The sequence below is a fragment of the Curvibacter sp. PAE-UM genome, assembly GCF_001432305.1.
In the GTDB taxonomy this organism is placed as follows: domain Bacteria; phylum Pseudomonadota; class Gammaproteobacteria; order Burkholderiales; family Burkholderiaceae_C; genus Hylemonella.
The window spans coordinates 1,932,990-1,956,029 of record NZ_KQ483358.1 but is presented as its reverse complement, the minus strand read 5'-3'; the positions used below and the strand labels follow the sequence as shown (position 1 = coordinate 1,956,029).

The following is a 23,040-nucleotide window of genomic DNA, read 5'->3' as shown; positions in this document are numbered from 1 at the left end:
GCACCGCGAGCGCGGTGCCTTGTGGCGGATCAGAGCGCCTTGACCAGCTCGGGGACGGCCGTGAACAGGTCCGCCTCCAGGCCGTAGTCGGCCACGCTGAAGATCGGCGCCTCGGGGTCCTTGTTGATGGCCACGATGACCTTGCTGTCCTTCATGCCGGCCAGGTGCTGGATGGCACCGCTGATGCCGCAGGCGATGTAGAGCTGCGGCGCCACGATCTTGCCGGTCTGACCGACCTGCAGGTCGTTCGGCGCGTAACCCGCGTCCACGGCGGCACGGCTGGCACCGATGGCGGCACCCAGCTTGTCGGCCAGCGGGGTCATGACCTCGTTGAACTTCTCGCTCGAACCCAGCGCGCGGCCGCCGGAGACAATGATTTTGGCCGCGGTGAGTTCGGGGCGGTCGTTCTTGGCAATCTCGGAACCGACGAAGCTGCTCTTGCCGCTGTCGGCGGCAGCGGCGGCGGTCTCGATGGCGGCACTGCCACCCGTGGCCGCAGCCGGGTCAAAGCCCGTGGTGCGCACGGTGATGACCTTCTTGGCGTCGGTGCTCTGCACGGTGGCGATGGCGTTGCCGGCGTAGATCGGACGCTCGAAGGTGTCGGGGCTTTCGACCTTGATGATGTCGGAGATCTGGCCCACGTCCAGCTTGGCAGCCACACGCGGGGCCACGTTCTTGCCGCCGGCCGTGGCCGCGAAAAGGATGTGGCTGTAGTTGCCCGCGATGGCCAGCACCTGGGCGGCCACGTTCTCGGCCAGGCCATGCGCCAGCTGGGCACCGTCGGCATGGATCACCTTGCTCACGCCGGCAATCTGCGCGGCGGCAGCAGCAGCAGCAGCAGCGTTGTGACCTGCCACCAGCACGTGGACGTCGCCACCGCAGGCCTTGGCCGCGGTCACGGTGTTGAGGGTGGCGCCCTTGATGGACGCGTTGTCGTGTTCGGCAATAACAAGTGCGGTCATTTAGATCACCTTCGCTTCGTTCTTGAGTTTTGCGACCAGGGTGGCGACGTCGGGCACCTTGATACCGGCGCTGCGCTTCGGGGGTTCGCTGACCTTGAGGGTCTTGATGCGCGGCGCGACGCTCACGCCCAGGTCTTCCGGCTTGAAGGTGTCGAGCTGCTTTTTCTTGGCCTTCATGATGTTGGGCAGCGTCACGTAACGCGGCTCATTGAGGCGCAGATCGGTCGTGATGACAGCCGGCAGGCTGATGGAGAGCGTCTCCAGGCCGCCGTCGACTTCACGCGTGACCTTGGCCTTGCCATCAGCAACTTCGACCTTGGAAGCGAAGGTGGCTTGCGGCAGGTCGGCCAGCGCAGCCAGCATCTGGCCGGTCTGGTTGCAGTCGTCGTCGATGGCCTGCTTGCCCAGGATGATCAGGCCGGGTTGCTCCTTGTCGACCAGGGCCTTGAGCAGCTTGGCCACGGCCAGGGGCTGCAGTTCTTCAGCCGTCTCGACCAGGATGGCGCGGTCGGCGCCGATGGCCATGGCGGTGCGCAGGGTTTCCTGGCACTGGGCCACGCCGCAGGAGACGGCGATGACCTCGGTCACCACGCCCTTCTCCTTCAGGCGCACGGCCTCTTCGACGGCGATCTCGTCGAAGGGGTTCATGCTCATCTTGACGTTGGCGATATCCACACCGGTGTTGTCCGACTTGACGCGGACTTTGACGTTGTAGTCCACCACGCGCTTGACGGGTACCAGGACTTTCATGGGAGGCACTCCTGCTAGTTGCAAATTCGGTTGTTGTGATTGACGTGCACGTCAATCAGAGGATTTTAGGCGCACCTGCTACGGGGAGCCGGCACTTGCGCGACACAAAAACGAACGGTCGTGCTTTTTTTGATTATACGCGGAGAAATGCCGCGCCCTTCAGGCTTTCATGTGAACGACGCGCTGGGGATACGGAATCTCGATGCCGGCCTCGCGCAGGCCCTGCAGGATCGCCAGGTTGATCTCCGAGCGCAGGGCCAGCTGCCCGTTCTCGGGATCGGTGATCCAGACCGACAGGGAGAACTCCAGACCGTCGGGACCGAAATTCGCCAGGTAGGCGGCCGGCGCCGGGTCCTTCAGGACACGCGCACTGGCGGCACCCGCCGCACACAGGCTCTGGCGTACGCGCTCGACATCGCTGTCGTAGCCCACCGCCACATTGATCGACAGCTGCACCTTGGGATCGGCCGTGGACAGGTTTTCGACGCGCTGGGTGATGATCAGTTCATTGGGCACCACCGACTCGCGGCCATTGAGCGCGCGGATCAGGGTGTAACGCGTCTTGATGTCGGTGACCACGCCTTCGAAGTTGTCGACCCGCACCACATCACCGATGCGCAGGGAACGCTCCAGCAGGATGACAAAACCGCTGACGTAGTTGGCCGCCAGCTTCTGCAAGCCGAAACCCAGGCCTACACCGAGCGCACCGCCCAGCACCGAAAGGGCGGTCAGGTCCACCCCCACGGCCGAGAGCACAAAGAGCAGCCCCAGCAGCAACAGGGCGGCTCGGATGGCGTTCGCCGCCACCTTGCGCATGGACAGGTCACCCACGTTCTCGCGCAGGATGCGCCTTTCGATGGTGGCCGAGATCCACAGCACCACCACCAGCATCACGCCCGAGGAGAGGACGCCATCGAGCAGGGTACGCACACTGATGCGCGACTTGCCGAAGGCGAAATGGATGGCATCGAGTTCGTCCAGCACGGCCGGCAGCAGGCCCGTGATCCAGAGCACCGCTGCGCCCCAGGCCAGCCAGGACACCAGGCTTTCGATCAGCTTGACCGCAGACGACTGGGGGAAAGAGGCGCCCAGCACACGCACGAAAAGCCGGATGGCGGCCAGCGAGGTGAAGATGGGCAGGGCCACCTTGAGCACGGCCACCGGCTGGACCTGGGCCACACCATGACGCGCGGCATAGATCAGCACCAGGGCCAGCACGGGAAACAGCAGGCCGTCGAACACATGGCGGCCGAACCAGACCGAATCGGCCGAATGTCCACGCCGCGCATAGCGCGCCACGCCATAGGCCAGGGCCAGGCAGGCCAGCAGCACCAGCACCTCGACCCAGACACGCGCGCCGCCCAGATCGTGCAGGAGATTTTGGAGTTCGGTCATGGTGAGGGATTTTCACCGAATTGCGCCGGGAACTCGCTGCGGCATGGGCTAATCTATGCTTCATCGCACGGAGAACCAACGAACATGTCCCATCCAGCACCCCTTGCACGCCGCCAGCTGCTTGGCGCCGTCGCCGTGGCCGCCACGGCCGGCGCCGCCCTCCCGGTCCAGGCCGCCAGCGCCAAACCCCAGGCCGGTAGCGAGGGTCCGCCGCACAAAGTCGTCTACCAGATCAACCGCCATGAGCCCGAGTACCAGGAAGCCATCCTCAACTCGATTGGCGCCATGCTGAAGAAATACGTGGACGACGTCAGCATCGTCGTGGTGGCCTGGGGTCCGGGCATCCACCTGCTCGCGAAGAAACCCAAACGTCCGGTGCCCAAGACCCTGCAGCAGCGTGTGCGCGGCATGAGCGAGTCCTACGGCATCGAGTTCATCGCCTGCGGCAATACCATGCACACCCTGGGCTGGGAAAAGGCGGACATGCTCGACTTCGCCCGGGTCGAGGAAGTCGGCGCCGCGGCCATCATGGAGTTGCAGGAAAAGGGTTACGCCTATATCGCGTGGTGACCGGCAACGCGTGTAGTGACTTGGTCGCGAAACGCCGTGGAACCGGCAAAGCCTTAGCCACTGGCGTTGCCCCCTGCAAGGGGGTGGCGAAGCGAACGTAGGGAGCGGAGCCTGGGGGTGAGCTAAACGTCCGCCAGCGCGCGCAGATGCGCTTCCACACTGCGCCCCAGCGCGCTCAGGTTGTAGCCACCCTCCAGGCAGGAGACGATGCGTCCCTTGCTGAAACGACGCGCCACGCCCTTGAGGCGCTCCGTGATCCAGGCGTAGTCCGCTTCCACCAGACCCAGTTGGCCCAGGTCGTCCTCGCGGTGCGCATCGAAGCCGGCGCTGATGAAGATCATCTCGGGCTTGAAGGCTTCAAGTCGCGGCATCCACAGCACCTCGATCAGTTCGCGCACCGCCATGCCCTTGGTGTAGGCCGGCACCGGCACATTGACCATGGTGTCGGTGTCCGGCCGTGCGCCACCGTGCGGATAGAAGGGATGCTGGTAGATGCTCACCATCAGGATACGCTCGTCATCGGCCACTATGTCCTCGGTGCCGTTGCCGTGGTGCACGTCGAAGTCGGCAATCGCCACGCGCTTGAGGCCATGGCGCTCCACGGCGTACTTGGCCGCCAGCGCCACGTTGTTGACAAAGCAGAAGCCCATGGCCTTGTCGCGGCAGGCGTGGTGGCCGGGCGGGCGGATGGCGCAGAAGGCGTTCTCCAGCTCGCCAGCCATCACCGCATCGGTCGCCGCCATCGCGGCCCCGGCGCCGCGCAGGATGGCGTTCCAGGAATGCACATTCATGGCGGTGTCCGGATCGACGTGGGCGTAACTCGGCCCCCCTGCCTCCACCTCCTCTTGCAAGGAGGCACTCAGGCCGCGCAGCGCCGCGAGGTGCATGCGACCGTGCGCCAGCTCCATCTCCTCGACCGAGGCCAGCGGCGCCTCCAGGCGGGTCAGCGCAAGGTCCAGACCCGAAACCAGCAGGCGGTCCTCGATGGCGTCGAGCCGCTCGGGACATTCGGGGTGCCCCGGCCCCATCTCATGCTTGCGGCAATCACGGTGGGTGAAGTAACCCGTCTTGCTCATGTCTCACCTGAATTCGGTTAATGTCGAGCCATGGATGCACAAGCCAAGCTCAAAATATTGCTCGATCAGCTTAACACGGTGATCGTGGGGAAATCAGCCCAGGTGCAGGACGGCGTGGCCTGCCTGCTGGCCGGTGGCCATCTGCTGATCGAGGACGCACCCGGCGTGGGCAAGACCACCCTGGCCCACGCGCTGGCGCGCAGTTTCGGCCTGCAGTTCTCGCGCGTGCAGTTCACCGCCGACCTGATGCCCAGCGACCTCTCGGGCGTCTCGGTCTACGACCGCAACCAGAGCGCCTTCGTCTTCCACCCCGGCCCCATCTTCGCGCAGGTGCTGCTGGCCGACGAGATCAACCGCGCCAGCCCCAAGGCGCAGAGCGCGCTGCTCGAAGCCATGGAGGAGAAGCAGGTCAGCATCGAGGGCGAGACGCGCCCCCTGCCCTCTCCCTTCTTTGTCATCGCCACGCAGAACCCGCAGGAACAGCTGGGCACGCACCCCCTGCCCGAGTCCCAGCTGGACCGCTTCCTCATGCGCATCTCGCTGGGTTACCCGGACCGCGCTTCCGAGCGCGCCTTGCTGGCCGGCAGCGACCGGCGCGAGATGGTGGACCGCCTGCCCGGCCTGCTGAGTTCGCAGGAGCTCAAGGCCCTGCAGGAGCAGGTGCAGGCCGTGCATGCCGCCCCACCCCTGCTGGACTACCTGCAGGACCTGATCGCCGCCACCCGCAACGGCCGCTGGTTCGTGCAGGGCCTCTCGCCCCGCGCCGGCCTGGCCGTGCTGCGCGCCGCCAAAGCCCAGGCCCTGCTGAGCGGGCGCGACTACGTGGCCCCCGATGACCTGCAGGCCATCCTGCCGCAGACCACGGCGCACCGCCTGGTGCCCGTGGCCCAGGCCGGCCGCGGCCCGCTGGAGCAGGTGCGCGCCATGCTGGAAGCCGTGCCGCTTCCTTGACATCGCCTGACCCGATGGAGCACGCGCAGCCCCTGCCCAACCCCGTGCTGCGGCCGCTGGCCCATGTGCGGGCGCGCTGGCAGCGCTGGTGGCAGGCCCGCCTGCCCCGCAGCGACACGCTCACGCTGACGCAGCGCAACGTCTACATCCTGCCCACGCGCGCCGGTTTCATGCTGGCCGGCACCCTGCTGGTGCTGCTGGTGGCCTCCATCAACTACCAGCTCAACCTGGGTTACCTGCTGACCTTCCTGCTGGGCGGTAGCGCCGTCGTCAGCACCTACATTTCGCATGGCACGCTGCGCGGCCTCACCCTGGTGCTACACCCGGTCGAGGCCCACCACGCCGACGCACCCAGCAAACTGCGCATCAGCCTGAACAACGCCCGCAGCGCACCGCGCTACGGCATCGGCCTGCGCGTTTATGGCGAGGACCCGCAGGCCCCCTGGGTCTGGTGCGACGTGCCGGGGCTGGGCAGCACCGATACCGAGCTGGTGTGGCCCGGCCTGTCGCGTGGCCGGCACGAGATCCCCATGCTGACCGCCGAAACCCGTTTCCCCCTGGGCATCTTCCGCGTCTGGACCCTGTGGCGCCCGGCCGCCAGCGTGCTGGTCTACCCCCAGGCCGAAGCCTCGCCCCCCGTACTGCCTGAGGGCCAGGCCCACAGCCACGGCGGAAGCGCCGCGCGCCACGTGGCCAGCGGCGAGTTCGACGGCGTGCGCCCCTACCGCCGCGGCGATCCGCTCAAGAGCATCGTGTGGAAAAAGGCTGCCAAGACCGACGAACTGGTCAGCCGCGACAGCCTGCAGGCGCAGCACTTCCAGCTCTGGCTCGACCTGGCCGAAACCCAGGGCGCGTCGCTGGAGCAACGCCTGTCACGCTTGTGTGCCTGGGTCTTGTTGGCGGAGGCGCAGGAACTGGATTACGGTCTGCGTCTGCCTGGGCTGGAGTTGCCGCCGGAGCAGGGGGAGATGCACAAGCGGCGTTGTCTGGAAGCACTGGCTTTGTACTGACTTTCTTTTCCCGGTCTTGTTTGGCTTGCGTGGCATTGCCGGGATGTGCGCCCGGCAGCGCACTCACTTTCTCTTGCTTCGCCAAGAGAAAGTAAGCAAAGAGAAGGCGAGCCGGATTCGTCGACCCTCCGCTGCGCTGCGGGCACGCTGCGTTGCTCGGCCTGAGCGGGGTGCGCGCAAACTCGCTGCGCTCAAACATGCGCGCCCCTTTTTCCGCTCAGCCCTGCGCTACTCGCCTCCTCATTACGGCGAGGGGAACCGGATACCAAACCCCAAAACAACAAGGACGCGCCATGGCGCGTCCTTGTGGGGTTCGGTTATTGGTTCCCGGCTGTTTGGCTCCCCATGCCGTGTGGCAGGGCTGAGCAGCGCAGCAGCGGGCGGATCAGGGCGGGCGTTGTTTGAGCGCAGCGAGTTTAGCCCGACCCCGCCCGGTGCGAGCAGCGCAAGGAACCGCGTAGCGGCCCTGACTTCGGCTCGCCTTTTCTTTGGTGACTTTCTTTTGGCGAAGCAAAAGAAAGTTACTGCCCTGCCGGGGGCACATCCCGGCAATGCCGCGCATATTGCAATGCAACCAAGAATAAGCCAGTAGCATGCAGACATGCAGACCAGCCCTGCTCAAAGCCAAGCCAGACTCCTGACCCCCGCCCTCCTCGGCTGGATCACCGGCCTGGCCCTGCAACTGCAGCAAAGCGAACTCTGGCCCGCCGCCCACTACGGCCTGCTGTCCGCCGCCGCGTTTGCACTGGTCCTCGCCATCGGCAGATGGCATCACATGGTGGCCAGACTACTCGGCAGCTTCATCGCAGCAGCCCTGCTCGCCCACGCCAGCACCGGCCTGCGCGCCACGCTCTTCCAGCAGCAAGCCCTGGACCCAGCGCTGGAAGGCAAAGACATCAGCATCACCGGCCGCATCAGCGCCATGCCCCAGTTCGGCGAGAACAGCACCCGCTTTCGTTTCACGGTGGAAAGCGCGACGCAGAACGGACAGGCCGTGCAAGTTCCACCGCGGCTTTACCTGAGCTGGTACGGCGGTTTTCGCAACGAGGATGGTGCGCTGCTGGAACCCCTGCAAGTGGCACCACCCTTGCAGGCCGGAGAGCGCTGGTTGTTCACCGTGCGGCTGCGCGCACCGCATGGAACGCGCAACCCGCACGGTTTCGACTTCGAGCTCTGGCTCTGGGAGCGGGACCTGCAGGCCACGGGGTATGTGCGCACCGGCAAGCGCGACCCGCAGCCGCAACAGCTGGGGCAGAGTTGGCAGCATCCGGTGGAGTGGGCGCGCCAGCAGGTGCGCGACGCGATCCAGCAACGTGTACCCGTTGTCAGCGGGACCCCGGACGAAGAGGCACAGGCCAGGGCCATGGGCATCGTGGCCGCGCTGGTAACGGGCGACCAGCAGGCCATCGCGCGCAGCGACTGGGACGTCTTCCGCGCCACCGGCGTGGCCCATCTCATGAGCATCTCGGGCCTGCACATCACGCTCTTCGCCTGGCTGGCCGCGCTGCTGCTGCGCGCGCTCTGGCGCAGCTCGCCGCGCCTGTGCCTGGCGTATCCGGCCCAGCATGCGGGCCTGCTGGGCGGCCTGCTGCTGGCGGCCGGCTACGCCCTGTTCAGCGGCTGGGGCGTGCCGGCACAACGCACCGTGCTCATGCTGGCCACCGTGACCCTGCTGAGCCTGTCGGCACGGCGCTGGCCCTGGCCGCAACTCTGGCTGCTGGCCGATCCCTGGGCGCTGCTGCAAGCGGGCTTCTGGCTCAGCTTCGTGGCGGTGAGCGTGCTGTTCGCAGGCGCGGGCCAGCAACAGGACACGCCGAAAAGCTGGAAACAGCGGGTAGTGGACTTGCTGCGCGAGCAGTGGCTGATCACGCTGGCCCTGGCACCGCTGACTTTGCTGTTGTTCGGCCAGGTCTCACTGGTCGGCCTGCTGGCCAACCTGGCGGCCATCCCCTGGGTCACGCTGGTGGTGACGCCGCTGGCGCTGCTGGGCATGCTCTGGTCGCCGCTGTGGGATGTTGCCGCGCAGACAGTGCAGTGGCTGGCTGCCGTGCTGCAAGTCATGGCCGCATGGCCCCTGGCCACGCTCTCGGTGGCACAGGCGCCGCTGTGGGCCGGTATCGCCGGTGTACTGGGCGGTCTGCTGCTGGTGCTGCGTTTGCCCTGGGCCATGCGTTTTGCCGCCCTGCCCTTGCTGCTACCCGTCCTGCTGTGGCAATCGTCTCGTCCTGCGGCTGGCCAGTTCGAACTGCTGGCGGCCGATATCGGCCAGGGCAATGCCGTGCTGGTGCGCACCGCCGAACACGCCCTGCTCTACGACGCCGGGCCGCGCCATGCCAACGACAGCGACGCCGGCCAGCGTGTGCTGGTACCGCTGCTGCGTGCCCTCGATGTCCGGCTGGACCGTCTGGTGCTGAGCCACCGCGACAGCGACCACACCGGGGGCGTTGCGGCCGTGCTGGCGGCACAGCCGGACGCAGAGCTGCTCAGTTCCCTGGAAGACGCCCACGAGCTGCAGGCCCTGCGTCGCAGCAGCCGCTGCATGGCCGGCCAGGCCTGGGACTGGGATGGCGTGCACTTCGAACTGCTGCACCCGTCGGCCGAAGACTACGGCAAGGCACGCCGCAGCAATGCCCTGTCCTGCGTGCTGCGCATCAGCAATGGCGCGCAGACGGTGCTGCTGGCTGGCGACATCGAGAAGGCACAGGAGGCCCGGATGGTGCTTGAGAAAGTAGCCTTGCGCGCCGACTGGCTGCTGGTGCCGCACCACGGCAGCAAGACCTCCAGCACGGCCGCCTTCCTGGACGCCGTGGCGCCACACACCGCCCTGGTACAGGCAGGCTACCGCAACCGTTTCGGCCATCCTGCGCCGGAGGTTCTGAGGCGCTATGAGGAGCGCGACGTGCAGGTGCTGACCTCGGCCCACTGCGGTGCGGCCAGCTGGCAGTCGGCCCAGCCGCGGCAGACGCGCTGCGAGCGACAAGCGCAGGCACGCTATTGGCAGCACCGCCCAGTGGCGACGCCCTAGAAAGAGCCGGAGCTTGCGACAGGACAAGGCCGGCAGCTGTTTTGTGCGGATAATGGCCCCGACAGGAGCCAGGCCATGGGCATGCAAGTGACAGACATCGACAGGGAACTCGATCAGGCCAGATCGGAAGGGCCGGTGCGCGACATCGTCATCCCGCCCTGCCCCGAACTGCTCACGGCCCTGCAACTGGAGATGCGCCAGAGCGACCCCGATCCGGCCGAGATCACGCGCATCGCCGGCAGCGACGTGGCCATGGCCGCGGCGCTGATGCGGGTGGCCAACAGCCCGCTGTATTCCCGCGCCCGCCCCGCCAGCACCGTGGCCGAAGCCGTGACCATGCTGGGCATGGGCCAGGCCGCGGCCATCCTCACCGGCTTCCTGGCGCGCAGCGCGATCCGCATCAATTCGCCGCTGGTTGAACACTTCTGGGAGACCTCGACGCGGCGTTCGCTGGCCATGGCCTATATCGCCCGCCAGCTCTATGGCGTGGACGCCGAAGTGGCGCAGACCTGCGGCCTCTTCATGCACGTGGGCATCCCCATCATGCTGCAGGGCGTGCGAGGCTACGCCGGAACGCTGGCCGAAGCCATGGCGCGGCAGGACCGCAGCTTCACCGAGACCGAGAACGCGGTGCACCGAACCGACCACGCGGTGGTCGGCGCCATCGTGTCACGCACCTGGTTTCTGCCACCGGTGATCGCCTTTGCCATCCGCCTGCACCATGATTTCACCGTGCTGCGGGTGAGTTCGATCCCGGCCGGGGTACGCAACCTGGTGGCGCTGACCGCCGTGGCCGAGCACCTGGTAGCCGATTACGAAGGTGTGCAGACGCAGACCGAGTGGGAGCGCTTTGGACCGGCCTGCCTGAACTATCTGCAGATCGGCGCGTCCGAAGTGGACCTCTGGGTGGATACGCTGCACCCGGTGTTCGAAGGCGTGGTGCTGGCCTGAAGGTCCTTGGCAGGCAGTGCTGACGCCACCGCCTGGCCAAGCTCGATCACCGCCAGCGCGTAATAACTGCTCCAGTTGTAACGCGTGACGACGTAGAAGTTGTCCGTGCCGGCCACATAGCTGGGCGAATAGTCACCATTTTGCAGCTCCACCAGGGCCAGCGGACCTGCATGCCCGCGGCCGGCAGCACCCAGCAAGATGCCCTTGGCCGTGAACTGGTCGACCGCAAAGGTCGGCTTGATGTCGGGAGCCAACAGGGCCGGCATGTCCAGGCGCTCGTAGTCGAAGTCCACAGGGAAGTGGGTGGGCATGCCGGGCTGCCAGTGATGCGCCTTGAAATAGCTGGCGACCGAACCGATGGCATCGGCCGTACTGTCGACCAGGTCCACACGACCATCACCGTCGAAATCCACCGCGTGACGCGCCCAGCTCGATGGCATGAACTGCGGGATGCCCATGGCGCCCGCATAACTACCGCGCGCCTTGAAGGGGTCGGCCCCGGCCTGCTGGCGCAGCTTCAGGAATTCGCCGAGCTCGGCACGAAAGAAAGCCGTGCGCTGTGCCGCGCGGGGGTGCTCGGCGGGGAAGTCGAAGGCCAGCGTGGCCAGGGCGTCCAGCACGCGATAACGGCCGATATGGCGGCCGTAGTAGGTCTCCACGCCGATGATGCCGATGATGATCTCGGCCGGCACACCGTAGGTGCTGCTGGCACGCTCCAGCAGTTCGCGATGGGTTTGCCAGAAGGCCACGCCGGCCTGGACGCGTTCCGCCTCCAGAAAGCGGCTGCGGTACTGCTGCCAGTTCCTGGGCGCGCTGACGGGCGGCGGCGTGATCAGCTTCACCACCTGCGGCACATGCCGGGCCTTGCCCAGGGTGCGGCGCACCCACTTGCGGTCCAGGCCGTGACGCTCGGCGATCTCGTCGGCCAGCGCCATGGCCTCGGGGCGGCCGGCATAGGGGGGGCCGCTGCCTTCGATCAGGGCGGCGGCGGTGTCCTGCACGCGCTTGAGCCGGGGTTTCTTGGCCGTGGCGGCCTGCGTGGGCAGCAGGCAGGACAGCAGGAACAGCAAGGCCGTCAGCAGCAGGAAAGTGGGTTGTCGTTTGCTCACGTGGGCCAGCTCAGTTCTTTCAGTTCGCGTCGCAGGGCCGCCAGGTCGCTGCTGCTGCCGCGCCCGCGGCGCGGCGCATAACGCAACTGTTCGTAGCGCTGCAGCCAAGCCTGGATGGCCTGCACCCGATTGTCCTTGGGATCATGCATTTGCGCCAGCCGCGCGGCCATTTCGCGTGGCGTCACCGCCGCACCCAGGGGCTGGCCGGCGCGTTCCAGTTGCCAGCGCACACGCTCGAGCAGGCGCAGCCAGGGGTCCTGGCGCCGGCGCTCCCAGCGCGTCCACAGCGCACCGCCCAGGCTGGCCGTGACCAGGGCGCCCAGCAGCAGCAGGCCCAGGTCTTCCCAGCTCGGCGCCTCGAAACCCAGCGTGCGCAGCAGATTGAGCTGTCGGCTCTGCGTGTAGTTCAGCACCCGCTGGTTCCAGGCATTGTTGACGGCCTCCCACACGGCCCGCACGTTCTGTACGAAGGTCGGGCTGATGACGTTGCCCACTGCCGTGGCGACGGCTCCGCGTGGCGCTACCAGACGCTGCAGGGAACCGATGCGCCCGGGTGAAACCGCTGCCGTCGGGTCGACCCGCAACCAGCCCTGGCCGGCCAGCCAGACTTCGGTCCAGGCATGGGCATCGCTTTGCCGTACCACCCAGAAGTTGTCGACGACGTTGCGCTCGCCACCCTGGTAGCCGGTGACAATGCGCGCCGGGATGCCCGCGGCGCGCATCACCACGACGAAGGCCGAGGCCATGTGCTCGCAGAAACCCAGCTTGCGGTCGAACCAGAACTCGTCGGCCGTGTGCTGGCCGTATTCGCCAGGCTCCAGGGTATAGGTGTAGCCCCCTGTGCGCAGATGGTTCAGGACGCGGTTGATCAGCGCCACCGGGTCGTTGCCGGTTTCACGGCTGAGCTCCATCGCCCACTGCAGGGTGCGCGGGTTGAAACCGCGCGGCAAGCTCGTGTAATCCTGCAGGCTGGCCAGCATGCGCTGCGGGCCATGGCGGAATTCGGTATGGCTCTGCGCCCGGTAGCGCAGCAGGTCGTTGACGGGCGCGCTGGCACGCCACTGCAACTCCTCGCTCATCCGCGCCACCAGATCGCCCGGCAGCTCGGGCGCAACGGCGGTAGCCTCCAGCATGAGCAGCCAGGGACGGTTGTGAGGCTCCAGCGTGACCTCGTAGCGCAGCGGCACACCGCGCACCTGCAGGTCGGCGCGTGGCTGCATGGACGGCGGGAAGCTGGCCTGCAGGGGCGCCCATTCACGCCCGTCGAAGGTGGAGAGCACCGGCCCGCGGAAATACAGCGTGCCCTGCAGCGGCGGCGGTGTGCCGTCTTCGAAGCGCAGGCGCAGGGCCACGCTGTCGTCCAGCGCCAGGCTGGCGATGTTGCCCACCTGCATGCGCTGCGACAGGCCGCTACGCCCGCTCAGGGCGTCGCCCGGTGTACCCCACAGCGGCGACAGGCGCGGGAACAGCAGGAACAGCAGCACCATGATGGGTGCGCCCAGCAGCGTCATGCGCGTGGCCATGCGCGCCGACTGCCACAGCGAGGGCCGGCCCGCCGGCATGTGGCTGTTGACCAGCGCGGTCAGCAGGCCCATCAGCCCGAGCAGCATGGCCGCGGCCGTGGGCAGGGACTGCGAGTAGAAGAAATTCGTCAGCATCGTGAAGAAGCCGAGGAAAAAGACCACGAAGGCATCGCGCCGCGCGCGCAGCTCCAGGGTCTTGAGCGCCAGCAGCACCACGATCAGCGTCACCCCGGCGTCACGCCCCAGCAGGGTGCGGTGCGTGAGCCAGGTCGCGCCCACGGTGAGCACCAGGGCCGCCAGCAGCCACCAGCGGCCCGGCAGCGGACGCAGGGTGAAGGCCAGCCAGCCACGCCAGAGCAGCATGCCCGCAGCCATGGCGCTGCACCACCAGGGCAGGTGGGCGGCGTGCGGCAGCAGCACCCAGGCGATCACGGCCAGCAGGAACAGGGTGTCGCGGCTGTCGCGCGGAAGATTGGCAAACGGGTTCGTCATGCGTGCAATTCATGTGGGCGGCAGACCCGGCAACAACAATAACCGACAATGACGCGCTTTGCTTTCATCCCCCTGGAGTCCCCATGAGCATCAACGACAAACTCAAGCAGCTCGGCATCACCCTGCCCCCGGTGGCCACACCGGCTGCCGCCTATGTGCCCTATGTGCAGACCGGCAAGCTGGTCTTCCTGAGTGGCCACATCGCCAAGAAAGACGGCAAGCCCTGGGTCGGCCAGTTTGGCAAGACCATGGGCACCGAAGAAGGCAAGGCCGCCGCGCGTGCCGTGGCCATCGACCTGATGGGCACGCTGCAGGCGGCCGTGGGTGATCTCCAGCGCGTCAAACGCATCGTCAAGCTCATGTCCCTGGTCAATTCCACGCCGGACTACACCGAGCAGCACCTGGTGACCAATGGCGCCAGCGAACTGCTGGGTCAGGTCTTCGGCGAGCAAGGCGCGCACGCACGCAGCGCCTTTGGCGTGGCGCAGATTCCGCTGGGTGCCTGTGTGGAGATCGAGCTGATCGCCGAGGTGGACTGAAAACACCCGGGGCCTGTTTAGCAGGCCCCGGGGGTGGACGGTCAGACGACAGTCAGAAGGTTTCCCAGTCCTCGTCGCTGCCCGCCTTGGCCGGGGCGGCAGAGGCTGCCGGCCGGGCAGGCGGCAAGGCCGCCGATGCCTTGGCGGGTGCCAAGCGGGCTGGCGTTGCACTGGGTGCAGTGGGCGCAGGACGCGACAGGGCGACTGGCGGTGGCGCGCTCATGTACTGCGCGGCACGCTGCGGAGGCATCGCCGCATGGCCCGCCAGCTTGAACACCGCCACGGCCTGGGCCAGCTGGTCGGCCTGTTCGCGCAGGCTTTGGGCGGCGGCGGCGCTTTGCTCCACCAGGGCTGCGTTCTGCTGGGTCATCTGGTCGAGGTTGGCGATGGAGGTGTTGACCTGGGCGATGCCGGTGCTCTGCTCGCCGGCGGCGGCGGTGATCTCGCTGATCACGTCGGCCACGCGACGCACCGACTGCACGATCTCGTTCATGGTGTCGCCGGCCTGGCTGACCAGCCGGGCGCCCGAGTCCACCTTCTGCACCGAAGTGTTGATCAGCGCCTTGATCTCCTTGGCCGCTTCGGCGCTGCGTCCGGCCAGCGAGCGCACCTCGCCGGCCACCACGGCAAAACCCCGACCCTGCTCGCCGGCCCGCGCCGCTTCCACTGCGGCGTTGAGCGCCAGGATGTTGGTCTGGAAGGCGATGCCGTCGATCACGCCGATGATGTCGGAAATCTTCTTGCTGCTGGCATTGATCTCGCCCATGGTGGTCACCACTTCCTGCACCACCGTCCCGCCTTTTTGCGCCACGGTGGAGGCACTGGACGCCAGCTGCGAAGCCTGGCGCGCGTTGTCGGCGCTGTGGGAGACCGTGCTGGTCAGCTCTTCCATGGCCGACGCCGTGGACTGCAGGTTGCTGGAGGTCTGCTCGGTGCGCACCGACAGGTCGTGGTTGCCGGTGGCAATCTCGGCACTGGCGGTGGCGATGCTGTCGGTGCTCTGGCGCACCTGCTGCACCATCTGCGCCAGTGAATCGTTCATGCGTGCCAGCGACTTCATGAGGTCGCCGAATTCGTCACCACGCGATGTGTCGATGCGCACGCTCAGGTCGCCCTGTGCGATACGCGAGGCCAGCTCGTTGGCCTCGCGCAGGGGCTCGCGAATGGAGCGGATCAGCACCGCCGCCCCCGCCAGGATCGCCGCCAGGATCACGGCGATCGAGCCGCCGGCAATCTTGATCGTCAGGCCACGCGCCTCGGAAATCTCTTCGGCGTAGCGTTGCTCGGCGCGCTCCTCCAGTTCCACCAGTTCGTGCAAAGTGGCCACGTAGGCGTTGACCGCCGGGGTGTACTGCTCGTTCACGGTTTTCTGCGCGCCTTCGCTGTCGCCACCGGCCTTGGCCTTCTGCGCCAGATTGCGCACATCGATCATGGACTTGCGTCGGTCCGCGATCTTGTCCATCTGCTTCTTTTCCTCGGCACTCAGGTCCATGGCCTCGATGGATTTCTGAACCTTGGAAATGCGCGCCGTGGTGGCCTTGATGTCCTCGGCCAGGCGACTTTCGACTCCCGGGTCGAAGGTCAGGATCATGGCCACGGTGCGGGCCGCATTCGCCTCGGTCAGGCCGGCCCAGGCACTGGCCAGATTGACCCGGGTATTGAGCGCACGCAGGGTCGTTTCGCTTTCCGTCTGCAGGCGGGCCGAGCGCAGGGCGGCAAAAGCGATCAAGACGGTGAGGGAAATGATGATGACGGCGACCGCCAGCCAGAGCTTGGTCGCCACGTGCATGCTTCTGAAGATCATCGTTATGTCCTGATGAATGATCGCCCCATTCTAGTGCGGCGACCCCGCCGTTTCACCTGTCGGCCAGGCGTGAAATCACCTGCTTTTCGACCTTTAGCAATTGCGCCGCACTGACGACGGTCGGGGCGATTTCTGCCAGGGGCAGAAGCACAAAAGCGCGCTCCAGCATGCGCGGATGCGGCACGGTCAGCACCGGATCGTCCTGCCGCAGCTCACCATAGAGCAGGATGTCCAGGTCCAGCGTGCGCGGGGCGTTGCGCCAGGGGCGATCGCGGCCGGCGGCCTGCTCCAGGCCTTGCAGCCCGGCCAGCAAATCGTAAGGTCCCAGTGCCGTGGACAATTCGGCCACGGCATTGACATAGTCCGGCCCCGAGGAATCGACCGGCGCGCTGCGATACAAGGACGAAGCGCGCACCAGCCGCGTATGCGGCAAGGTTCCCAGGTCGTTCAGCGCCTGGCGCAAGGCGGCCGGCGCGTCCCCCAGATTGGCGCCCAGTGCGACATAGGCCGTCACCGGAGCGCCGGGGGCCGTGTTCACGCCCCGACGTCCGGCGCGCCGTCACCGGATTTCTTCGCACCGGAACGACGACGCCGGCGACGCTTTTTGGGCGCGGCGCCGTCCTCAGCAGGCGACTCGGGCTCGGCGGCACGCGGCGCATCGGCCTGGCGTTCGGAGCTGGCCGCGCGCGCTGTTGGCTGGCGAGGGGCTTGCGCCCGCTGGCGCGTCTGCTCCTCGCGCACCTGGTCGATCAGGTCCTGGCGCAGGTTGTCGTCACCGGTGCTGAACTCCTGCCACCAGTCGGCCAGCACCACGTCGATCTCGCCAATGTCGGCGCGCAGGCGCATGAAGTCGAAGCCGGCACGGAAACGCGGCTGCTCGACCAGGCCATAGGCCGCGCTACCCACACGCTTGTCGAAGCGCGGCTGCATCATCCAGATCTCGCGCATGTCGGCGGCCAGCTTGCCGCGGCCCGAGACGTCGCCGATGCGGGCGTTGAAGACGTCGTCGATGGCGTCCTGCAGCGCCGGGTGGGCATGCTGGCGCTGCTTGATGCGCTCGGCCCAGCCTTCGCGCACGTCGGACCAGAGCACGCAGGCCAGCAGGAAACTCGGCGCCACCGGCTTGCCCTCGCCCACGCGGCGGTCGGTGTCTTCCAGGGCGGCCTTCACGAAAGGTTCGGCGGCACGCTCTACCACCAGGTCCAGCAGCGGGTAGATGCCGCGCGACAGACCCAGAACCTTGAGTTGCTCCACCGTGGCCAGGGCATGGCCGGTCTGCAGCAGCTTGAGCATCTCGTCGAACAGGCGGCTCTGCGGCACATCGGCCAGCAGGGCCTTGGACTGGGTCAGCGGCTTGGCCGTCTTGGCTTCCAGCTTGAAGCCCAGGGGGCTGAGCTTGGCGGCGAAACGCACGGCCCGGATGATGCGTACCGGATCCTCGCGGTAGCGCGCCACCGGGTCGCCGATCATGCGCAACACACGCTTCTTCGCGTCCTTGAGGCCGCCGTGGTAGTCGACCACGACCTGTGTTTCCGGGTCGTAATACATGGCGTTGATGGTGAAATCGCGGCGCGTGGCGTCTTCGTCCTGCGGACCCCAGACGTTGTCGCGCAACACGCGCCCTGTCGAGTCCACGGCGTGTTTCATGCCGGCGAGTTCGCTCTTGCTGGTGCGCTCGTTGCCGGCCACCTGCTCGGCCGCTGCGTTGTCCATGTGGGCACGGAAGGTCGAGACCTCGATCACCTCATGCTCACGTCCACGGCCGTAGACCACGTGCACGATGCGAAAGCGTCGCCCGATGATGAAAGCGCGGCGAAACAGGCCCTTGACCTGCTCGGGGGTGGCATCGGTGGCGACGTCGAAGTCCTTGGGCCGCAGGCCGACCAGCAGGTCACGCACGGCGCCGCCCACGATGTAGGCCTCGAAGCCGGCATCCTGGAGGGTTTGCACCACATCCAGCGCACGTTTGTCGACCAGGGCCGGATCGATGCCGTGCTCGGCCGCGCCGATTTCCTGGCGTTTGCCGAAGGTGGGCTGGGCAGCATTCGACTTGCCCAGCAGTTTGTTGATGATTTTCTTGATCATTGCTTGAAGAGTTCCAGTACCCGCCAGCCGCGCTCCAGAGCCAGGGCGCGCAGGCGGTCGTCGGGGTTGGTGGCCACCGGACAGTCCACATTGTCCATCAGGGGCAGGTCGTTGATCGAATCCGAGTAGAAAGTGACCTCGGTTTCATGGCGATGAAGCCCCCGCGCGGCCAGCCACTCGCCGAAACGCCGGACCTTGCCTTCGCGGAAGGACGGTGTGCCGCGGATCTCGCCGGTGATCCAGCCGCTGGCGTCGCGCTCGAGCTCGACGGCGATCAGCTGCGCCACACCGAAGACGTCGGCGATGGGACGCGTGACGAACTCGTTGGTGGCGGTGATGATGAGCACCTCGTCGCCCGCCGCCTGGTGCCGGCGCACCAGCTCCATCGCCTGCGGACGCATGGCCGGCGCGATCCCCTCCCGCATGAAACGATCGCGCGCCGCCAGCGCCACCTCGGGGCCCTTGAGGCGGGCGGCCTCGGTGGCAAAGCGCACATAGTCGTGCACGTCCAGCGTGCCGGCCTGGTAATGGGCGTAGAACTCGTCGTTGCGACGCGCAAACTCGACCGGGTCGGTCCAGCCGATGGTGGTGGTGAACGTACCCCAGGAGTAGTCGGAGTCGATGGGCAGCAGGGTGTGGTCCAGGTCGAACAGGGCCAGCTTGGTCTTGTCGGTCATTTCAATGGTCTTCCAGCATGGCCTTGATCAGCGGGATGGTGATGGCGCGCTGGGTCTGCAGGGCGTAGCCGTCCAGATGGTCGAGCAGCTGCATCAGGCTGCCCAGATCGCGGCTGAAGCGCGTGAGCATGAAATCCATGATGTCGTCGCCCAGGAAGATGCCGCGTGCGTCGGCCGCCTGGCGCAGCACGGCGCGGCGCTCGGCCTCGCTGAGCACCTGCAGGCCGTAGACATGACCCCAGCCCAGGCGGGTGCGCAGGTCCTCCCTGAGCTTGAGCCCGGCCGGCGCCAGTTCGCCCGCCGCCAGCACCCACTGGTGACCGGTCTGCGCGTGCACGAACCAGTTGAAGGCCGCATGCTGCTGCACGGCGGTATAGAGCTGCACGTCGTCCAGCAGCACGGCAGCCCAGCGTTCGTCGAAAGGCGGCGGCTCGGCCACCGAGGCGTCGAGCCAGCCCACCGTTGCCCCCTGCTCGCGCAGCGCCTCGCGCACGGCCTTGAGCAGGTGGGTCTTGCCGCTACCCGGAGGACCCCACAAGTAGGTTGGCACCGGCGAGCGTTTGGCCGCACTGGAACCGTCACCCACCCAGAGCCGAAGATGACGCAGCACCGCCTCGTTGGGGCCGGCCATGAAATTGGTCAGGGTCGGGCCACTGCCCAGACCGATGTCCAGCGCAATCTGCTTCATGCAGGCGAAACCATTGTCAGCCCTGGTAGAGCTTGCTGGCCAGGTAGCTGGCCCGCACCCGGCGGATGGCCACCAGCAGCACGGCACTGGCCGGCAAGGCAATCAGCAGGCCGACAAAACCGAAGACCTGCCCGAAGGCCATCAAGGCGAAAATCACGGCCAGCGGATGCAGGCCGATGCGCTCGCCCACCAGCCGTGGCGTCAGGTAAAAACTCTCGATCAGCTGGCCGACACCATAGACCCCAGCCACCACCAGCACACCGTACAGGCCGCCGAACTGCAGCATGCCGGCCAGCAGGGCCAGGATCAGCCCCAGGCCGAAACCCAGGTAGGGGATGAAAAAAGCGAGGCCGGTGAACACCCCCAGCGGCACGGCCAGGTCAAAGCCGAAAAGGGCCAGCGCCACGCTGAAATAGACCGTCAGCGCCCCCATCACAAGCAACTGGCCTCGCAGGTACTGGCCGAGCACGTCATCGGCTTCTGCCATGAAGTTGTCATAGGCAGCCCGCATCCGCGGCGGCACCAGCGCGACCACACGCGCCACGAAACGCTCCCAGTCGTTGAGCAGCAGGAACAGGGCCACGGGAATCAGCACGGCATTGCCGATGATCGCCAGCGCCACGCTACCCCCCAGTTTCAGGGAAGCCATCACCGAACCGAAGGTCTCTTCGGCATTGGCATTGAGGTACTTGACCACAAAGGCCTGGATACTTTTTCCATCCAGCGACAACTTGATGCCGAACTGGGCCAGCCAGGGGCTCAGCGCGCTGTTGACCCGGTCGGCCAGCAAGGGCAGTTGCTCGCGCAGCAGGGGCAGTTCCTTGGCGAAGATCGGCACCACCAGCAGCACGATGGACACCAGGATCAGGATGAACAGGGTTTCCACGATCAGGACTGCCAGCACACGCGGCATCCGGCCCCGGCCCAGGTGATCCAGCCGGTCCACCACCGGCGTCAGCACATAGGCCAGCACGGACGCCACCACAAAAGGCGTCAGCACCGGCGCCAGCAGCCACAGGGCCAGCATCGCCAGGGCGGCGATCAGGCACCAGGTCAGGGTGCGTTTTTGGGTAGGCGTCAATGACATGAAGGCAGACTGGGGTGAACCCTTAGAATCTAGGGCTGAATTCTATCGGGCTTGCCTGCTGGCGCCCGGACTAAAACACAGCCGCCCGCCGACCCGCCCTACCAGAGCACCCAGCATGACCCATTCCTCCACCTCTCCCCTGAGCTACAAAGACGCCGGCGTCGACATCGACGCCGGTGACGCGCTGGTCGAGCGCATCAAGCCCCTGGCCAAGAAAACCATGCGCGAGGGCGTGCTGGCCGGCATCGGCGGCTTCGGCGCCCTGTTCGAAGTGCCCAAGCGCTACAAGGAACCGGTGCTGGTCTCCGGCACCGACGGCGTGGGCACCAAGCTCAAGCTGGCCTTCGAATGGAATATGCACGACACCGTGGGCATCGATCTGGTGGCCATGAGCGTCAATGACGTGCTGGTGCAGGGCGCCGAGCCGCTGTTTTTCCTGGACTACTTCGCCTGCGGCAAGCTGCACGTGGACACGGCCGCCGCCGTGGTCGGCGGCATTGCCAGGGGCTGCGAGCTCTCCGGCTGCGCCCTGATCGGCGGCGAAACGGCCGAGATGCCCGGCATGTACCCGGACGGCGAATACGACCTGGCGGGCTTTTGTGTCGGCGCGGTCGAAAAATCCAAGATCCTGACCGGCCAGAGTGTCAAACCCGGCGACGTGGTGCTGGGTCTGGCCTCCAGCGGCGTGCACTCCAACGGCTTCTCGCTGGTGCGCAAGTGCATCGAGCGCGCCGGCGCCAACACCCCGGCCACGCTGGATGGCAAGCCTTTCAAGCAGGCCGTCATGGAGCCGACCCGGCTGTACGTGAAGAACGTGCTGGCCGCCCTGGCCCAGCATCCGATCAAGGCCCTGGCCCACATCACCGGCGGTGGCCTGCTGGAGAACATCCCGCGCGTGCTGCCCGAAGGCACGGCCGCCCACCTCAAGAAGGGCAGCTGGCCGCAGACCGAGCTGTTCGCCTGGCTGCAGAAGACCGCCGGCATCGACGACTTCGAGATGAACCGCACCTTCAACAACGGCATCGGCATGGTGGTGGTGGTCGAGGCGGCCCAGGCTGCGGCCACCGCCCAGACCCTGCGCGGCCTGGGTGAGCAGGTCCATGAGATCGGCGTCATCGCAGCACGCGGCACCGGCGCACCGGTCGTCGTCGCCTGACCCTCTCTCGATCAGGCCTCCATGCCTGAAAAATCCCCGCCCCCACGCATGCCTGCCGGCATCTGGGCGCTGGGTTTCGTCAGCCTGCTGATGGACATCTCGTCCGAGTTGATCCACAGCCTGCTGCCGGTCTTCCTCGTCACCGGCCTGGGCGCCAGCATGCTGGTGGTCGGCCTGCTCGAAGGCGCCGCCGAAGCCACCGCCCTGATCGTCAAGGTCTTCTCGGGCGCCCTGAGCGACTGGTGGGGCCGGCGCAAACCGCTGGCCGTGCTGGGCTACAGCCTGGGCGCCCTGAGCAAACCGCTGTTCGCCCTGGCCACAACCATCGAACCCGTGATCGCCGCCCGGCTGCTGGACCGTGTCGGCAAAGGCATCCGCGGCGCCCCGCGTGATGCACTGGTGGCTGACATTGCCCCGCCCGAGCTGCGCGGCGCCGCCTTCGGCCTGCGCCAGTCGCTCGACACCGTGGGCGCCTTTCTCGGCCCGCTGCTGGCCATGGGTCTGATGCTGGTCTGGGCCAATGACTTCCACGCCGTGTTCTGGGTCGCCGTGATCCCGGCTTTCCTCTGTGTAGCCCTGCTGATCTTCGGCGTGCAGGAACCGGAACGCCCGGCCGGCGCACCGCGCACCAACCCGATCCGGCGCGAAAACCTGCGCCGGCTGACGCCAGCCTACTGGTGGGTGGTGGGCATCGGCGCGGTCTTCACGCTGGCGCGCTTTTCCGAGGCCTTCCTGGTGCTGCGCGCCCAGCAGGGTGGCCTGCCACTGGCCTGGGTGCCGCTGGTGCTGATCGTCATGAACCTGATCTATGCCCTGGGGGCCTACCCCCTGGGAAAGCTGGCCGACCGGGTCGATCACCGCAAGCTGCTGGCCTGGGGCCTGGTGCTGCTGATCGCCGCCGACGGGCTGCTGGCCTGGAGCGACCGCGGTCTGTTTGTCTGGGGCGGCGTGGTGCTCTGGGGCCTGCACATGGCCATGACCCAGGGCCTGCTGGCCACCATGGTGGCCGACACCGCGCCGGCCGATCTGCGCGGCACGGCCTTCGGCATGTTCAACCTGGTCAGCGGCCTGTCCATGCTGCTGGCCAGCGCCCTGGCCGGGCTGCTGTGGGACCAGTGGGGGGCGGCCAGCACCTTCGTCGCCGGCGCCGCGTTTTGTGTCGTCGCGCTCGTGCTGCTGGCGTTGCGGCG

Annotated in this window: 20 protein-coding genes; 8 read left to right on the top strand and 12 right to left on the bottom strand. The window is 67.0% G+C overall.

All coding sequences use genetic code 11. The annotated features are described in order from the left end of the window. Nucleotides 1–29: 29 nt before the first annotated feature. The 3 genes from AO057_RS09500 to AO057_RS09490 form a co-directional block, all read right to left on the bottom strand. The gene (locus tag AO057_RS09500; protein ID WP_057675397.1) at nt 30–962 is read right to left on the bottom strand and encodes an electron transfer flavoprotein subunit alpha/FixB family protein; all 933 of its coding nucleotides are present in this window, start codon (nt 960–962) and stop codon (nt 30–32) included. Further along, entirely contained in the window at nt 963–1,712 is a 750-nt protein-coding gene (locus tag AO057_RS09495) for an electron transfer flavoprotein subunit beta/FixA family protein (protein WP_057675396.1), read from the bottom strand. Between the two features lie 159 nt (nt 1,713–1,871). Then, nucleotides 1,872–3,107, bottom strand: coding sequence for a mechanosensitive ion channel family protein (locus tag AO057_RS09490; RefSeq protein ID WP_057675395.1), 1,236 nt, complete (start codon nt 3,105–3,107; stop codon nt 1,872–1,874). An 84-nt stretch (nt 3,108–3,191) separates the two neighbouring features. On the opposite strand from AO057_RS09490, the gene AO057_RS09485 reads away from it, so the two are divergent. Next, nucleotides 3,192–3,677 (top strand): DsrE family protein, encoded by a 486-nt coding sequence (locus AO057_RS09485; protein WP_057675394.1) that lies wholly within the window; start codon nt 3,192–3,194, stop codon nt 3,675–3,677. Nucleotides 3,678–3,799: 122 nt separating this feature from the next. Here AO057_RS09485 and AO057_RS09480 read toward each other — a convergent pair whose 3' ends face one another. After that, entirely contained in the window at nt 3,800–4,753 is a 954-nt protein-coding gene (locus AO057_RS09480) for a histone deacetylase family protein (protein WP_057675393.1), read from the bottom strand. A 30-nt stretch (nt 4,754–4,783) separates the two neighbouring features. On the opposite strand from AO057_RS09480, the gene AO057_RS09475 reads away from it, so the two are divergent. The 4 genes from AO057_RS09475 (at nt 4,784) to AO057_RS09460 (ending at nt 10,690) form a co-directional block, all read left to right on the top strand. Further along, complete coding sequence (locus AO057_RS09475) at nt 4,784–5,704, top strand: AAA family ATPase (RefSeq protein WP_057675392.1); 921 nt, start codon at nt 4,784–4,786, stop codon at nt 5,702–5,704. A 14-nt stretch (nt 5,705–5,718) separates the two neighbouring features. Then, nucleotides 5,719–6,714, top strand: coding sequence for a DUF58 domain-containing protein (locus tag AO057_RS09470; RefSeq protein WP_057675391.1), 996 nt, complete (start codon nt 5,719–5,721; stop codon nt 6,712–6,714). A 601-nt stretch (nt 6,715–7,315) separates the two neighbouring features. Next, entirely contained in the window at nt 7,316–9,739 is a 2,424-nt protein-coding gene (locus AO057_RS09465) for a DNA internalization-related competence protein ComEC/Rec2 (protein ID WP_057675390.1), read from the top strand. Nucleotides 9,740–9,820: 81 nt separating this feature from the next. Next, nucleotides 9,821–10,690: an HDOD domain-containing protein gene (locus AO057_RS09460; RefSeq protein ID WP_057677241.1), complete on the top strand. Its 870-nt coding sequence runs from the start codon at nt 9,821–9,823 to the stop codon at nt 10,688–10,690. On the opposite strand, the gene mltB is transcribed toward AO057_RS09460, so the two are convergent. Continuing rightward, nucleotides 10,609–11,799: a lytic murein transglycosylase B gene (gene mltB / locus AO057_RS09455; protein WP_371258267.1), complete on the bottom strand. Its 1,191-nt coding sequence runs from the start codon at nt 11,797–11,799 to the stop codon at nt 10,609–10,611. The two genes, AO057_RS09460 and mltB, sit on opposite strands and share 82 nt — an antisense overlap. Then, the gene (locus AO057_RS09450) at nt 11,796–13,814 is read right to left on the bottom strand and encodes a transglutaminase TgpA family protein (RefSeq protein WP_057675389.1); all 2,019 of its coding nucleotides are present in this window, start codon (nt 13,812–13,814) and stop codon (nt 11,796–11,798) included. The genes mltB and AO057_RS09450 overlap by 4 nt, the downstream gene beginning before the upstream one ends. Before the next feature lie 83 nt (nt 13,815–13,897). Here AO057_RS09450 and AO057_RS09445 point away from each other — a divergent pair, with 83 nt between their 5' ends. Beyond that, nucleotides 13,898–14,353 (top strand): RidA family protein, encoded by a 456-nt coding sequence (locus tag AO057_RS09445; RefSeq protein ID WP_057675388.1) that lies wholly within the window; start codon nt 13,898–13,900, stop codon nt 14,351–14,353. Nucleotides 14,354–14,405: 52 nt separating this feature from the next. Here AO057_RS09445 and AO057_RS09440 read toward each other — a convergent pair whose 3' ends face one another. From AO057_RS09440 to AO057_RS09415, 6 genes are read right to left on the bottom strand one after another with little or no spacing between them, the layout of a single operon-like run. Continuing rightward, entirely contained in the window at nt 14,406–16,157 is a 1,752-nt protein-coding gene (locus AO057_RS09440; RefSeq protein ID WP_057675387.1) for a methyl-accepting chemotaxis protein, read from the bottom strand. 52 nt (nt 16,158–16,209) lie between these two features. Continuing rightward, a complete protein-coding gene (folK, locus tag AO057_RS09435; RefSeq protein ID WP_057675386.1) occupies nt 16,210–16,695 on the bottom strand; it encodes a 2-amino-4-hydroxy-6-hydroxymethyldihydropteridine diphosphokinase in 486 nt (161 codons plus the stop codon). Beyond that, nucleotides 16,692–18,242, bottom strand: a complete 1,551-nt coding sequence (gene pcnB, locus AO057_RS09430) for a polynucleotide adenylyltransferase PcnB (RefSeq protein ID WP_057675385.1) — start codon at nt 18,240–18,242, stop codon at nt 16,692–16,694. The genes folK and pcnB overlap by 4 nt, the downstream gene beginning before the upstream one ends. Then, nucleotides 18,239–18,919, bottom strand: coding sequence for an HAD family hydrolase (locus tag AO057_RS09425; RefSeq protein WP_057675384.1), 681 nt, complete (start codon nt 18,917–18,919; stop codon nt 18,239–18,241). The genes pcnB and AO057_RS09425 overlap by 4 nt, the downstream gene beginning before the upstream one ends. Nucleotide 18,920: 1 nt before the next feature. Next, nucleotides 18,921–19,607, bottom strand: a complete 687-nt coding sequence (gene hda, locus AO057_RS09420; RefSeq protein ID WP_057675383.1) for a DnaA regulatory inactivator Hda — start codon at nt 19,605–19,607, stop codon at nt 18,921–18,923. Nucleotides 19,608–19,623: 16 nt separating this feature from the next. Beyond that, nucleotides 19,624–20,694: an AI-2E family transporter gene (locus tag AO057_RS09415; protein WP_057675382.1), complete on the bottom strand. Its 1,071-nt coding sequence runs from the start codon at nt 20,692–20,694 to the stop codon at nt 19,624–19,626. Nucleotides 20,695–20,809: 115 nt separating this feature from the next. Between AO057_RS09415 and purM the strand changes: the two genes are divergently transcribed. Beyond that, on the top strand, nt 20,810–21,850 hold the full coding sequence (purM, locus tag AO057_RS09410; RefSeq protein WP_057675381.1) for a phosphoribosylformylglycinamidine cyclo-ligase: 1,041 nt from the start codon (nt 20,810–20,812) through the stop codon (nt 21,848–21,850). 21 nt (nt 21,851–21,871) lie between these two features. Next, on the top strand, nt 21,872–23,040 hold a 1,169-nt coding region (locus AO057_RS09405), incomplete at its 3' end, for an MFS transporter (protein WP_240480759.1).

Bases quoted from the DNA above. Each gene is read 5' to 3' on its own strand.
- purM (WP_057675381.1), top strand. From the start codon at position 20,810: ATGACCCATTCCTCCACCTCTCCCCTGAGCTACAAAGACGCCGGCGTC.
- AO057_RS09485 (WP_057675394.1), top strand. From the start codon at position 3,192: ATGTCCCATCCAGCACCCCTTGCACGCCGCCAGCTGCTTGGCGCCGTC.
- AO057_RS09470 (WP_057675391.1), top strand. From the start codon at position 5,719: ATGGAGCACGCGCAGCCCCTGCCCAACCCCGTGCTGCGGCCGCTGGCC.
- AO057_RS09495 (WP_057675396.1), bottom strand. From the start codon at position 1,712: ATGAAAGTCCTGGTACCCGTCAAGCGCGTGGTGGACTACAACGTCAAA.
- AO057_RS09465 (WP_057675390.1), top strand. From the start codon at position 7,316: ATGCAGACCAGCCCTGCTCAAAGCCAAGCCAGACTCCTGACCCCCGCC.
- AO057_RS09450 (WP_057675389.1), bottom strand. From the start codon at position 13,814: ATGACGAACCCGTTTGCCAATCTTCCGCGCGACAGCCGCGACACCCTG.
- AO057_RS09480 (WP_057675393.1), bottom strand. From the start codon at position 4,753: ATGAGCAAGACGGGTTACTTCACCCACCGTGATTGCCGCAAGCATGAG.
- AO057_RS09445 (WP_057675388.1), top strand. From the start codon at position 13,898: ATGAGCATCAACGACAAACTCAAGCAGCTCGGCATCACCCTGCCCCCG.
- AO057_RS09460 (WP_057677241.1), top strand. From the start codon at position 9,821: ATGCAAGTGACAGACATCGACAGGGAACTCGATCAGGCCAGATCGGAA.
- AO057_RS09490 (WP_057675395.1), bottom strand. From the start codon at position 3,107: ATGACCGAACTCCAAAATCTCCTGCACGATCTGGGCGGCGCGCGTGTC.
- AO057_RS09475 (WP_057675392.1), top strand. From the start codon at position 4,784: ATGGATGCACAAGCCAAGCTCAAAATATTGCTCGATCAGCTTAACACG.
- AO057_RS09425 (WP_057675384.1), bottom strand. From the start codon at position 18,919: ATGACCGACAAGACCAAGCTGGCCCTGTTCGACCTGGACCACACCCTG.
- hda (WP_057675383.1), bottom strand. From the start codon at position 19,607: ATGAAGCAGATTGCGCTGGACATCGGTCTGGGCAGTGGCCCGACCCTG.
- AO057_RS09500 (WP_057675397.1), bottom strand. From the start codon at position 962: ATGACCGCACTTGTTATTGCCGAACACGACAACGCGTCCATCAAGGGC.
- AO057_RS09440 (WP_057675387.1), bottom strand. From the start codon at position 16,157: ATGATCTTCAGAAGCATGCACGTGGCGACCAAGCTCTGGCTGGCGGTC.
- pcnB (WP_057675385.1), bottom strand. From the start codon at position 18,242: ATGATCAAGAAAATCATCAACAAACTGCTGGGCAAGTCGAATGCTGCC.
- AO057_RS09415 (WP_057675382.1), bottom strand. From the start codon at position 20,694: ATGTCATTGACGCCTACCCAAAAACGCACCCTGACCTGGTGCCTGATC.